This window comes from Bacillus sp. FSL R5-0397 (assembly GCF_038593395.1).
Taxonomy (GTDB): domain Bacteria; phylum Bacillota; class Bacilli; order Bacillales; family Bacillaceae; genus Bacillus; species Bacillus altitudinis.
Genome location: NZ_CP151992.1, coordinates 2,086,154 through 2,098,642, shown reverse-complemented (window position 1 = coordinate 2,098,642; position 12,489 = coordinate 2,086,154). Strand labels below are relative to the sequence as shown.

Annotated in this window: 17 protein-coding genes and 1 riboswitch; of the genes, 13 read left to right on the top strand and 4 right to left on the bottom strand. The window is 40.8% G+C overall.

The features are described from left to right. Positions 1-39: 39 nt before the first annotated feature. Entirely contained in the window at positions 40-924 is an 885-nt protein-coding gene (locus NSQ70_RS10620) for a DUF1002 domain-containing protein (RefSeq protein ID WP_008344446.1), read from the bottom strand. A gap of 321 nt (positions 925-1,245) precedes the next feature. On the opposite strand from NSQ70_RS10620, the gene NSQ70_RS10615 reads away from it, so the two are divergent. Next, positions 1,246-1,683: a peptidylprolyl isomerase gene (locus tag NSQ70_RS10615; RefSeq protein WP_007501040.1), complete on the top strand. Its 438-nt coding sequence runs from the start codon at positions 1,246-1,248 to the stop codon at positions 1,681-1,683. 31 nt (positions 1,684-1,714) lie between these two features. Here the strand turns inward: NSQ70_RS10615 and NSQ70_RS10610 are convergent, their stop codons facing one another. After that, positions 1,715-2,977: an MFS transporter gene (locus tag NSQ70_RS10610; protein WP_342502591.1), complete on the bottom strand. Its 1,263-nt coding sequence runs from the start codon at positions 2,975-2,977 to the stop codon at positions 1,715-1,717. 250 nt (positions 2,978-3,227) lie between these two features. Between NSQ70_RS10610 and NSQ70_RS10605 the strand changes: the two genes are divergently transcribed. The 7 genes from NSQ70_RS10605 to NSQ70_RS10575 all read left to right on the top strand — a co-directional run bounded on the left by NSQ70_RS10605 (position 3,228) and on the right by NSQ70_RS10575 (position 7,574). Continuing rightward, positions 3,228-3,809: a TetR/AcrR family transcriptional regulator gene (locus tag NSQ70_RS10605; protein WP_017367527.1), complete on the top strand. Its 582-nt coding sequence runs from the start codon at positions 3,228-3,230 to the stop codon at positions 3,807-3,809. 199 nt (positions 3,810-4,008) lie between these two features. Further along, the gene (locus NSQ70_RS10600; protein ID WP_017359788.1) at positions 4,009-4,245 is read left to right on the top strand and encodes a DUF2164 domain-containing protein; all 237 of its coding nucleotides are present in this window, start codon (positions 4,009-4,011) and stop codon (positions 4,243-4,245) included. A 234-nt stretch (positions 4,246-4,479) separates the two neighbouring features. Next, complete coding sequence (locus NSQ70_RS10595; RefSeq protein WP_008344451.1) at positions 4,480-4,824, top strand: hypothetical protein; 345 nt, start codon at positions 4,480-4,482, stop codon at positions 4,822-4,824. A gap of 112 nt (positions 4,825-4,936) precedes the next feature. Further along, positions 4,937-5,078: riboswitch (FMN riboswitch) on the top strand. Positions 5,079-5,330: 252 nt separating this feature from the next. Further along, on the top strand, positions 5,331-5,981 hold the full coding sequence (ribE, locus tag NSQ70_RS10590; protein ID WP_026050106.1) for a riboflavin synthase: 651 nt from the start codon (positions 5,331-5,333) through the stop codon (positions 5,979-5,981). Positions 5,982-5,992: 11 nt separating this feature from the next. After that, positions 5,993-6,616, top strand: a complete 624-nt coding sequence (gene ribB, locus NSQ70_RS10585; RefSeq protein WP_017359786.1) for a 3,4-dihydroxy-2-butanone-4-phosphate synthase — start codon at positions 5,993-5,995, stop codon at positions 6,614-6,616. A 26-nt stretch (positions 6,617-6,642) separates the two neighbouring features. Continuing rightward, entirely contained in the window at positions 6,643-7,107 is a 465-nt protein-coding gene (gene ribE, locus NSQ70_RS10580; RefSeq protein WP_041507130.1) for a 6,7-dimethyl-8-ribityllumazine synthase, read from the top strand. Positions 7,108-7,220: 113 nt separating this feature from the next. After that, a complete protein-coding gene (locus NSQ70_RS10575; protein ID WP_017359785.1) occupies positions 7,221-7,574 on the top strand; it encodes a GNAT family N-acetyltransferase in 354 nt (117 codons plus the stop codon). A gap of 225 nt (positions 7,575-7,799) precedes the next feature. On the opposite strand, the gene NSQ70_RS10570 is transcribed toward NSQ70_RS10575, so the two are convergent. Both NSQ70_RS10570 and NSQ70_RS10565 read right to left on the bottom strand, forming a co-directional pair. Further along, positions 7,800-8,324 (bottom strand): DUF309 domain-containing protein, encoded by a 525-nt coding sequence (locus tag NSQ70_RS10570; RefSeq protein WP_072367786.1) that lies wholly within the window; start codon positions 8,322-8,324, stop codon positions 7,800-7,802. Between the two features lie 88 nt (positions 8,325-8,412). Beyond that, positions 8,413-8,505 (bottom strand): YjcZ family sporulation protein, encoded by a 93-nt coding sequence (locus tag NSQ70_RS10565; protein WP_008359694.1) that lies wholly within the window; start codon positions 8,503-8,505, stop codon positions 8,413-8,415. 210 nt (positions 8,506-8,715) lie between these two features. Here NSQ70_RS10565 and NSQ70_RS10560 point away from each other — a divergent pair, with 210 nt between their 5' ends. The 5 genes from NSQ70_RS10560 to NSQ70_RS10540 all read left to right on the top strand — a co-directional run bounded on the left by NSQ70_RS10560 (position 8,716) and on the right by NSQ70_RS10540 (position 12,487). Continuing rightward, positions 8,716-9,474 (top strand): segregation/condensation protein A, encoded by a 759-nt coding sequence (locus NSQ70_RS10560; RefSeq protein ID WP_007501021.1) that lies wholly within the window; start codon positions 8,716-8,718, stop codon positions 9,472-9,474. Continuing rightward, the gene (gene scpB, locus NSQ70_RS10555) at positions 9,464-10,057 is read left to right on the top strand and encodes an SMC-Scp complex subunit ScpB (protein WP_008344462.1); all 594 of its coding nucleotides are present in this window, start codon (positions 9,464-9,466) and stop codon (positions 10,055-10,057) included. The genes NSQ70_RS10560 and scpB overlap by 11 nt, the downstream gene beginning before the upstream one ends. A 113-nt stretch (positions 10,058-10,170) precedes the next feature. Beyond that, entirely contained in the window at positions 10,171-10,650 is a 480-nt protein-coding gene (locus NSQ70_RS10550) for a YpuI family protein (protein ID WP_024718922.1), read from the top strand. 110 nt (positions 10,651-10,760) lie between these two features. Next, entirely contained in the window at positions 10,761-11,912 is a 1,152-nt protein-coding gene (locus NSQ70_RS10545) for a D-alanyl-D-alanine carboxypeptidase family protein (RefSeq protein WP_017367523.1), read from the top strand. Beyond that, on the top strand, positions 11,900-12,487 hold the full coding sequence (locus NSQ70_RS10540) for a nucleoside recognition domain-containing protein (protein ID WP_008344468.1): 588 nt from the start codon (positions 11,900-11,902) through the stop codon (positions 12,485-12,487). The genes NSQ70_RS10545 and NSQ70_RS10540 overlap by 13 nt, the downstream gene beginning before the upstream one ends. The last annotated feature ends 2 nt before the right edge of the window (positions 12,488-12,489 follow it).

Sequence of the window (12,489 nt, the reverse complement as noted above, 5' to 3'; positions counted from 1 at the left end):
AAAAGCTGCCTGATCATCAGGCAGCTTTTTCTATGACATTTATTTTCCACCAGTAAATACAGAGACGATCGCGTTCCAAATAGAGACAAAGAAATCCCAAATCTTCTGTAGAAGGTTTTTCCCTTCATCTGATTCTATGAATTTTGTAATCTTGTCTTTTGCTTTATCAATTTGAGATCCGACTTGTTTCCAATCGATATTGATATTTTTCATCTTATCAAAGAGAGAGACAAGTTGATCTTTTTGGTCTTGCGTTAGATTTAAGTTCAAATCAGAAGCGGCTTGATCTACTTTTTCTTCCACTTCTTTTGTTGTTTTAGGAACTCCATTTTTGGCAATGTCATCTTTGATTTTTGCAATCAGGGCAGAAGCATTGTCTTTTCCAATAGAGTCTCCCAGTTTAGATGTTGTTACAAGCTCTTCGTTTGCCACCTGTTTCACATCTTCAGGAATGGCTTTGTCGCTTGACACTTCATAGGCTTTTAATAGACCTGTCAGTGCTGCTGTACCAGATACTTCAAACGGCGCCGTCACGACAACCTTTGCATCTTTCACGCCTGCGGTCATTAAAGCATTTAAATACATCTCATCTGTAATGGTCTTAATGTTATGTGTATCCACGGTCAGACCCGTACCTGATTTTTCAATGGTGATGGATGAAGATGATAATGCTCTCGTCCCGATAGAAGAACGAGGGATATACTTTCCTAAATATTCGTGCTCTTCTTTATTGGTTACTTCAATTTTTGTCGCATTTTCAGGTGGATTCAACTCGTCAAGCACCTTCTGGCGATCAGCCGGTGTTAAGTCTTGCCCGAGTGTGACGATGACATCGCCGACAGCTGCATCCGCTAAGCTGACTTTTGGCGCACCAATCAGTAAAAGGAGCGCTGCCATCATACCAAGCATTGTTTTTTTAAACATGTTGACCTCCTTCAAGTCGAAAGCGTTTCTCGATGGTGAGAAACTCATCTTTTGAGTACATGATTTGAATCGTACTCCATCATATAGACGTAACAAATCAGTCTGACGTTTCAATTTTCTTTTAAAGATGTTTGAAACCTCCAATATGATGAAGTGATTTGCTCAGTCTGTGATCATTTCCTTAGGAGAAAAGGATCAAGCTCTTTTATTTTATCAATGATGGCAAAAGAGGTAAATCACATTCGACAAGCAGGGGATGTTTAACATCACCGAAAATGTGCTATAATGAGCGTTGTTTAACCTGAAAGGAGAATGTGAAAAATGGCGAAAAAAGGATACATACAATTAACGAATGGAAAGAAAATTGAGTTTGAACTTTACCCAGAGGCTGCTCCAGGTACAGTAGCAAACTTTGAAAAATTAGCGAATGAAGGCTTCTACGATGGATTGAAATTCCACCGCGTGATCCCAGGGTTCGTAAGCCAAGGCGGCGATCCAAACGGTAATGGAACTGGAGGACCTGGTTACACAATTAAATGTGAAACAGAAGGAAACCCTCATCAGCACGAGAGAGGTTCATTATCAATGGCACACGCTGGTAAAGACACTGGCGGCAGCCAATTCTTTATCGTACATGACCCACAGCCGCACTTAAACGGTGTTCACACTGTTTTTGGCAAAGTAACATCTGGTATCGAAGCTGTTCTTGATATGGAACAAGGACAAGGCATGGAAAAAGTCGAAGTGATCGATGCTTAATCCAAAACACCGCTTAATTGCGGTGTTTTTTTTATTTTACATCTGATGTTCCTGTGATCTGTGCCGTGAAGCGGTAGGTGATCATCCAATATAAAAGGGCTAAGGCGCTGATAGAGGCTCCAAATAGACATACCCCATTCCAGCCAGCGTTTGCGTATATGTTAGTTGATACAATAGAACCGAGCGCACTGCCAAGTGAATAAAAAATCATATAAGCAGCAGTCAGCCGGCTTCTCGCCTCAGGCCGGACCATGAAAATCATACTTTGATTGGTCACATGAACGGCCTGCACAGATAGGTCAAGAATGACTATACCAACGATTAATAAAATGAGGGAATATTCATTGAAAAAAATAAAACACCATGAAAAGAGTAATAGGACAAGGGCGATGCACGTTGTTAACTGTCCTAAGCCTCGATCAGCAAGGCTTCCAGCTCGAGCGGCACCTAATGCTCCGGCAACTCCAGCAAGGCCAAATGCACCAATTGCCGTATGTGACAGATTGTATGGCGTAGTGCTGAGAGGCAGCACAAGTGAAGTCCACAGCGTGCCAAACACAACAAAGATCAGAAAACCCAGTACGCCACGAATACGTAGAATTCGTTCTTGTCTGAACAATATAAACATTGAAGCGAGCAAGTTCACATAGGATATGGAGGCTCTCTTGCTGTCAGCACGCGGAAGATACCGGTACAACACGCCAGTTATGATCAGCATCATCACGCCGGAAACGAGATAGACTGATCTCCAGCCGGCGAGATCGGTTAGTACACCAGCAAACGTTCGTGCGAGAAGAATACCAATCACAATTCCACTTTGAACCAAGCCCACTATGCGGCCACGTTCTTCAGGAGCGGCCCATGTCGCTGCGAATGCTACGAGTACCTGAGTGACTACAGCGAGCAGTCCCACCGCAGCTAGTCCTATGAACAGGACGGTGGCGGTAGGGGCGATACCGACTAGAATGAGAGATAACACGGATACTAGCATTTGAGCTACGATGAGCCGCCGTTGGTTGAACAGATCACCAAGTGGTACGATCAGTAGCAGTCCTAGCGCATAACAAAGCTGAGTAATCGTAATGACCATACCAACGGATGAATAGCTGATACCAAACTCGGATGCGAGGGAGTCTAATAATGGCTGTGCAAAGTATATGTTTGCAACTGCCATCCCTGAGGCTGTCGAAAACAGTAGAGCCATATTGCGAGTCATCGTTGATCGGGTGTTTATTTGTAAATGAGTCGTTTCCAGATTAGAATGTTCAACGGCATTCATTTTTTCTTTTTTCATGCATGTCATCCTCTCCTTTTGTACTAAATAGTATAATATACTGTTTGGTATAAAATGATTCCTGTTAAGGATAACCAGAGAAACGTTTTAAAGTCAAGATGATGTAGTGAAGATCTTGAGAGGGGCAGTCGGTTTGACAATGATACGTCAATAAAATAGAATGATAATATACCGGTTAGTAAAAAATCCTTATAAGAAATAGATGATTGATTTAGTGAAGAGATTTTTATGATAGAAATGAGGGTTGATAATGGTTCGACAACGGGAATTTGATGAAGAAAAAGCGTTGGATGAGGCCTTGTTGCTTTTTTGGGAGAAGGGGTACAGAGCGACTACATTAAGCGACTTAACTGCAAAAATGGGAATACAGCGGCCAAGCTTATACTCAGCGTTCGGTGATAAAGAGGAATTGTTTGAAGCGGCATTACGCAAATATACAACTCAGCATGCTGCCCACATTCGAACCAAACTTCAAAACAATCTATCTGCAAAGGAAGCATTTCATACATTATTTGCTGAATTAGTAGAAGAGGAATATGGACATGGGCCGAGTAAAGGGTGCTTCTGCATCAATACAATAGTCGAGCTTGCCCCACACGAAGAGAAATTTGAAATTCTCACAAGAGAGCATCAGATGTATCTTTCGGTCATTTTTGAAGAAAAAATTGTACAAGGTATTCGCTCGGGTGAGCTCGAAAGCAGTCTGAATGCCAAAGCCTTAGCACAGGCGCTGGTTGTTTCTTTTATTGGACTTACAGTCCTCATGAAATCTCGCCCAGAGCGTTCATTTGTAGATCATTCTGTAGCGACGATCCTATCCATATTGAAATAAATAGTCTATATAAAGAAAGCGTATTTTGATCAATTGATTAAAGCACGCTTTTTCTTTTAGGGTGTTATGGACACGTTTTTGTGATATGATAAGAGAACAAACATTCGTATTCGTAAGTGTCACCATAGAAGCTCTAAAAATAAGTAAAAGTGCACATCTAAAAAGCGTGTGATCATGCTGAAAGAAAGCAGGAGATACTTTGAAACCATTAACAAAAGAAGAAAAAAACCAGATGATGATTGCCATTCAGCGTTACTTTGCCGAAGAACGAGAAGAGGAGATTGGTGAATTAGCAGCCATCAATATATTAGAATTTATCACAAAACATCTTGGAAGCTACTATTATAATCAAGGGGTTCGTGACAGCCGAAATATCGCTGTTCAAAGATCTCAATTGTTAGAGGAAGATCTATTCGCATTAGAGAAAAGAATATAATCAAAAAGCTCGTCTTTCTTGTTTACCCTGCTAACAGATAAAGAGGAAAAAAGACCCCCTTAATAAAGAACGCATATTCGTATCATATGTAATGATGAAAAGGTGGAACCAAAAGTCCACTTGAATCGTTATATAAGTAACCATTAATGAAAATCAGCTTTTTTGGTTTTATTTCATCAAAAGAAGGAATAGAACATACAAATAGGCGAAGTGCAGATGATGGAGGTTCTAAATATGGGGAAAATCAAATTGAAAATCGCAATCTTATTTGTTTTACTGCTTTGTTTAGGCGCAGGTTATTTATACATGAATGGCATGAAAATTGAAGATGTGCCAACAGCCATTGGCGAAAGTTTAACGAATAATGATAAAGATTACACCATCTATGAATATACCATTACAAAAATTGATGGTGATGAGTATTACGGTCAAGCCAAAAATGGCACGAAAATCATTTTTAACGGAAAGAAATTTGAAGATGATGTGGCCGATCTGAAAAAAGGCGATCGTATTAAAGCGTACTTTAGTAATGAAAAAAGAATAGACGGTCTTATAAAAGTGGTAAAAGTCGTCAATTAACAAGTCTCCTTTCCTATAGGGAGGCTTTTTTATGAACAGGTGATAAATCTTGATTGTTGCATTTGACCACAAGGATCGCTATAATAGCCCCTAAGGACAGCTAAATATCGATTGTATCCTTCGGGGCAGGGTGAAAATCCCGACCGACGGTAATAAAGCAAATGCTTTACAGCCCGTGACCCGTTAATTTATTAACGGTTGATTCAGTGAGAAGCTGAAGCCGACAGTGAAAGTCTGGATGGGAGAAGGATAACGAAAGCTATGTATGAACAAAAAATATGTGTTGATCATAGTTTTATTTCTAATGCAAAAAAACCACAGCCCCGGAATTTTTCCGGGGCTTTCTGTATGTCAATATAGTCATCACATGCAGTGTTTATTAGGTGATCCCTCATTTACCTTGTATGGACCATAAAAAGCGACGAAGGTGTTCAATCGATCACATGTCCCAAACATCGCTTTTTCAAAAAGTGAGAAATACAAAAGAAAGAGAAAGGGAGGATCACATGTTTACGGGGATTATTGAAGAAGTGGGTACAGTCCAGTCATTAAGCAAAAGATCCGCAGATGCCATGGAAATTATCATCAAGTGCAGTCGTGTACTAGAAGATGTTCACCTAGGCGATAGTATCGCCATCAATGGCGTTTGTCTCACTGTCACAAGCTTCACAAAAGAACAGTTTGCGGCAGATGTGATGCCTGAGACGGTCAAAGCGACATCACTTGATCAGCTTGCGCCAGGTAGCCAAGTGAATTTAGAGCGAGCGATGTCATCAAATGGACGATTCGGCGGTCATTTTGTTTCAGGTCATGTTGATGGAACGGCTGTGATTACCCGTGTAGAAAAGAAGAGTAATGCCATTTACTATGATTTGAAAATGGACAAGACCCTCACAGATATGCTCACAAAAAAGGGATCGATCGCAATAGACGGCGTCAGCTTGACTATTTTCGATTTGCGAGATGCTCATGTGACAGTTTCTATCATTCCACATACGCTTGAAGGAACTATTTTCCCGACTAAATCTATGGGGGATGTAGTAAATATTGAATGTGACATGATCGGTAAATACATTTATCGCTTTTTAACAAAAGAGCAAAACGAAAAGCAGCCATCACGATTAACCCCATCATTTTTAAAAGAGCACGGATTCTAGGAGGCGATTGTATGTATCATTCAGTTGATGAGGCAGTAAATGCCCTGAAACGAGGAGAAATCATTATCGTAGTAGATGATGAAGACAGAGAAAATGAAGGAGACTTTGTGGCACTTGCTGAGCATGCAACGCCGGAAGTCATTAACTTCATGGCTTTACATGGAAGAGGTCTTATTTGCACACCAGTTCATGCCTCGATTGCGAAACACTTGGATCTGCATCCCATGGTCGAGCGAAATACGGATGCACATCATACAGCATTTACAGTGAGCATCGACCATACGTCAACGACAACTGGTATAAGTGCTTTTGAGCGCTCAACGACCATTTTGGCCATGTTAAATAAAGAGTCAAAACCAGAAGATTTTGCCCGCCCAGGTCATGTTTTCCCTCTTATTGCAAAAGAGGGAGGCGTAGTAGAAAGACCAGGTCATACAGAAGCGGCCGTTGATCTTGCTAAACTTGCGGGTTCAGTGCCAGCGGGTGTCATATGTGAAATTATGAATGCAGATGGAACCATGGCCCGCGTACCCGAACTACAAAAAATTCAAAAAGAACACGATTTAAAGATGCTGACGATTGAAGCATTGCAGGCATATATAAACAAGCAAACAACGACAATGAAAACAAAATAAAAATCACAAAAAAGGATGATGAACATATGAATACAATACAAGGTAATGTAGTAGCAGAAGGATTAAAGTTTGGAATCGTCGTCGCTAGATTTAATGATTTTATTACAAGCAAACTGCTAGATGGGGCAGAAGATACATTGCTCAGACACGGAGCAAACGGTGACGATATTGATGTCGTGTGGGTGCCAGGGGCTTTTGAAATTCCGTATATGGCAAAAAAACTAGCAGAAACAAAAAAATATGATGCAATCATTACACTTGGAACCGTGATTCGCGGGGCAACATCACATTACGATTATGTTTGTAATGAAGCGGCTAAAGGAATCGCACAAAGTGCCATCTCGACAGGGGTGCCGATTATCTTTGGTGTACTGACAACAGAATCTATTGAACAAGCCATTGAAAGAGCCGGTACAAAGGCTGGAAATAAAGGCAGTGAATCGGCTGCAGCTGCTATTGAAATGGCCAACCTAAATCGAACGTTTCGTTAATTTGATGAAAAAGAGTTTAAAAACAACCTAAAAGTGTTTATAATGTGTGATGAGCAAGTGATTCATAAGACATTTGCTGTAAAATAGGATAATTTTAATATTGAGGGGTATATATGTTAATTCGTTACAAGAGGTCTTTTGAAAAAATTGCCATGGGACTCCTGTCCTTTATGCCGGGTGAGAAAGACGTCAAACAGCTTCAGCAGACGATAAAGTCGTATGAAATGGATGAAGATCGGCAGCTGTTCCTTTGGAAAGATGGCGAGGATATCGTCGGTGCGATTGGTGTGCTGAAAACAGACGACCAAGTACAAATCGAACATATTAGTGTCAATCCGTCCCATCGTGACCAAGGCATCGGCAAGGAAATGGTATTAGCCGTGGAAGAAGTATTCAAAACGAAAACACTCATTCCAAATGAATTAACGCAAGGCTTCTTTCATAAGTGTCACAATGAAACAAACTAAATATCACACATGTAAAAGCAGAGGTTATATGCCTCTGCTTTAGATTGTTGACAAAGGGCTAAAATGAACTTTATTTTAGCCCTTTGTCTTCCTTTTCAGCGTGATAGAAAACCTTTGCAGTCTAGGAAGGACGAGTACTGGAGCGGAGCGAATTCGATATTCGTGAGCACCGGCACGCAGGACTGACACCGAATGCGAGGGTTTGTCTACACGCTAGAGCAGAGGTTATATGCCTCTGCTTTTTTTACGTTCCATCTGCTTTTCACGTTCAAGCAATACGTCCGTCCGATCACGCAGTCTATGCTTTTCAATTAAGAATGTATGGGATAAGTTGCTCTCCTGTCCGAAGGTTAAGCCTTCTTTTTCCGCCATCTCTTGGCATAAAGAAAGAAGCGTTTCATCTCGGATTGGCAGCATCACACTTTCGTAGGGCATGTCTTCATCGATTTTCTTTTTCAGTGTTCTCAGCAGCAAAAGAAATGCCTCTTCATCAAGACCTAATTCTGTTAGTACGTTCCGGTCCGAATCTAATATATGAAGGCTGTTTGAAATCAGCCGTTTTGCTCCTTTTCCATTTCCTCGTCTTTGATGATACAAAGCAACAGCAAGCTGAATGAGACCCACCCAGTACTTTTTGCGCTGATGAGGAGGATCTTCTTTCCAAAATTCTTCAAGAATTTCATGACACTCAAAATAATCTCTTGTCGTATGAAATTCATGTAAAAAAGCCACGTACGCTTTAGGATACACAGCGGTCATCTCCTTTTCCACTATCAGTCTAACATACCGAAAAGAAAAGAAGAAAGAGCGCCCCTTTATGAAAGGACGCTCTGTTTCTTTAATAAACCCAAGCCGCGCCAACGATGATCAGCAAGATGAACAGCACAACAATAAGCGCAAATCCTCCGCCGAAGTAATAACCATCTCCCATAATGTTACGGCCTCCTTTTTCATCAGTTCTGATTACAATGGTATTCTATGTATAAATGCCCTCATTGGTATGGGCGAATCCACTGTTTTTCTTTTTTTGCCTGCTGCCTCATGGTCGAAATTATATTGGACGAGAGCTTTATCGTGTCTTATACTAAAGGTTAGCCGATGAAAACGGTACTTAGAAGACAGTAGAAATGGTGAGAAAAGAATGCTGGAATATCAGGTGAAAATAGATTCGTTTGAGGGTCCTTTGGACTTGCTTTTACATTTAATTAACCGTTTGGAAATTGATATTTATGATATTCCCGTCGCTAAAATTACGGAGCAGTATTTATTATATGTCCACACGATGAGGGAGCTTGAACTGGATGTTGCAAGTGAGTATTTGGTGATGGCTGCAACTCTCCTCAGCATTAAAAGCAGAATGCTTCTTCCAAAACAAGAGGAAGAGCTGTTTGATGAAGACCTGATGGAAGAAGAAGAGGACCCTCGTGATGAGCTGATTGGCAAATTAATTGAATACCGCAAGTATAAAAATGCAGCGCAAGAACTGAAGGAACGTGAAGAAGAGCGGCAAAACGCCTTCACAAAACCACCAAGTGATTTAAGTGAATTTGCAAAAGAAGCAGAAGCGAAGGACACAAACTTACACGTCACGGTGTATGATATGTTAGGTGCGTTCCAAAAGGTATTGAACCGCAAAAAAATAACAAAACCAGCACCATCAAAGATTACAAGACAAGAAATCCCGATTGAAGACAAAATGAATGAGATTATGAACCATTTAAGAAAAACAAAAAAGCGAACCAATTTCATGACTTTATTTCAACATGATCAAAAGGAACACCTTGTCGTGACGTTTCTTGCTGTTCTCGAATTGATGAAGAGCCATCAAATCATGCTGGAGCAGGAAGGAAACTTTGAAGATATTTATATCATAGGGAGTGAAACGATTCATGACGCTTGATATCGTGAATTGGAAAGCCATCTTAGAAGCGCTGCTATATGCAGCAGGTGACGAAGGCTTAACAAGAAAACAGCTCATGTCTGTTCTTGAAGTTGATGAGGCAGCGTTGCTTGATATTATGTCTGCCGTAAAGGAAGAATATCAAAAACAAGAACGAGGAATTGAGCTCATTGAATATGCAGATTCATACATGCTGCTGACGAAAAAAGAATACAGCGTATATTTAAAAAAATTAGTAGAGACACCATCGAAAGGTTTGTCACAGGCAGCGCTAGAAGTGCTCGCCATTGTCTCGTATAAACAACCGATTACACGCAGCGAAGTCGAGGAGATCAGAGGCGTGAAATCAGAACGAGTGCTGCATAGTTTAGTTGCCAAAGCACTGCTCTGTGAAGTAGGACGTGCCGATGGACCGGGACGAGCGATCCTTTATGGGACAACACCTACCTTTTTAGAGCAATTTGGTTTAAAAGCCTTAGATGAATTACCGCCACTTCCAGAGAATGTGGAAGCAGATGGGGTACAAGAAGAGGCTGATCTCTTTTTTGAAAACTTCAATCAAACATTTGAAGAGATAAAATAGTTCAAAATAAGGAAAAATGTATGATAAAATATAAAAAAGATTTTAGGTCTAAAATCTTCATTTGAAAGATAAAATGGTGACAAAGCCATGAGGGGAAGGTAAACACGAAACAAATGGCACATATGAATGTAAAGGCTCAAGTTGATCAAGCAGGCGTTTTTTTATCAAAGGTTGCAGTTGAAGTGAATGATTTTCTGAACGAAGCCACCTTATCAAGCTTGAAACGATTAAACCCGGAAGCGGAAGCCTATTATTGTGACATATTAAGTACATTGCGGAAGCTTGCAGTTTATAGCGAGGATGCCGCGGCGGTTTGTAGGAAAATCAGGCAGCAACAGACATTCCCGCAGCAAGCCGCACAGCAGACGCTTCATCGTATTTATCATCAATGTATTGAAGAATTTTTTACACCAAAAAAGGATACATGGTATGAAAATAGCCGTTCAGCCTACACAGGAAAAAGCTGCATTGTTTTCCATCATGAAGTATCGGCTGAGGTCAAACGTTTGTTTTCTTCATTAGAAAAGGATTTTTTAACGATGAGAGAAGAGCTGGAATATACAACATCTCATCAGCAAATGAAAATGGTATAAAGAAGACAAGGCAACTCTCATATGAGAGTTGCTTTTTTTTATGGACGAGGCATCATAACTTTTTCAGCCGCGCATACACTTGTACAAAACGGACAAGGACGTGAATGAACATGCCCTATTTAAAAATTGGAACAGCAGTCCTTCTTCTATTGACACTCTTACTGCCTTTTTCCTCACACGCTCAAGCAGACGTCTCATTATCGGTGAGTGCGAGAAGCGCCATTTTAATAGATGGACAGTCAGGCAGAGTCCTATTTGGAAAGGACGAGCACGAAAAAAGAAGAATCGCCAGTATCACAAAAATTATGACGGCTGTATTAGCCATTGAATCAGGAAAAATGAACGACATGGTCAAAGTGTCAAAACGTGCGATTCAAGCGGAAGGTTCTTCGATTTATTTAAAGGAAGGACAGAAGGTGAGTTTAGAAGACTTGACATACGGGCTCATGCTGCGCTCTGGAAATGATGCAGCTGTTGCCATTGCAGAACATGTTGGCGGCAGCTTAGAAGGCTTTATTTTTATGATGAACCAAAAGGCCTCTGAACTAGGAATGGAGAATACGAATTTTCAAAATCCGCATGGACTCGATGATCATAAAAACCATTATTCATCAGCTTATGATATGGCGATCTTAACGAAGTACGCCATGAAACATCAGCAATATCAAAAAATTGCCGGTACCACCTTTTATAAAGCAAAAACAATCGAGGGTTATTGGAAAAATAAAAACAAGCTGCTCACGGGTTTGTATCAATATTCGACTGGAGGGAAGACAGGATATACAAAACTTGCAAAACGCACACTTGTCTCCACAGCTGCAAAAGGAGATGCTGCGCTCATTGCTGTGACGATTAATGCACCGGATGACTGGAAGGATCATATCTCAATGTTTGAGTATGCATTTGATCACTATAAAACGTATGTACTTGCTGAAAAAGGCAGGCTCGCTTCGTTAAAAGGGACTTTTTACGAAAAAAAAGCGTTTATTAAGCGGGATGTGGACTATTTACTAAATGAGGATGAGAAAAAACTAGTGGAAATCGAAACGGAAATGCTGACGCCTGAAAAGAAATGGGAGAAAAACAAAGAAGCGATCCCAGATGTAGTAGGGAAAATGACGTTCTTACTGGATGGTCAGGTAATTGAGCAAGTCCCCATTTTTTATGAAAACAAACGCAACCGAATGCCCCAAAAAAGCTTTCAAGAAATGTTTAAGTCTGTCTTTCAGACATCGATAGGCGGATCTTCATGGTCAATCTGATTTGGGTATTCCTCACGGTCATCGGTCTTGTCTATGCAATGTTTAACGGAACGATGCATGAAGTGAATGAAGCGGTCTTTAAAGGATCAAAAGAAGCGGTCACCATTTCAATTGGGTTGATTAGTGTTCTTGTATTCTGGCTAGGATTGATGAAGATCGCAGAAGAAGCGGGGTTGTTACATTTCTTTAGTAAATTATGCCGGCCCTTTATCTCAAAACTATTTCCTGAGATTCCTGCGAATCATCCAGCGATGGGGTATATTCTGTCCAATCTCATGGCAAATTTCTTTGGCCTTGGGAACGCCGCTACACCACTTGGGATTAAGGCGATGGAGCAGATGAAAGTATTAAATGGCGGAAAAAATGAGGCGAGCCGATCTATGATCACTTTTTTAGCAGTCAATACATCTTCTATCACACTTGTGCCAACGACTGTCATTGCCATTCGTATGACCTATGGCGCAGATCAGCCAACAGATATTGTAGGCCCAACCATTTTGGCGACACTTATTTCAGGTATCGGTGCGATTATGATTGATCGCTATTTCCACTATCGCAGAAGCAGGCGGGGGTGATC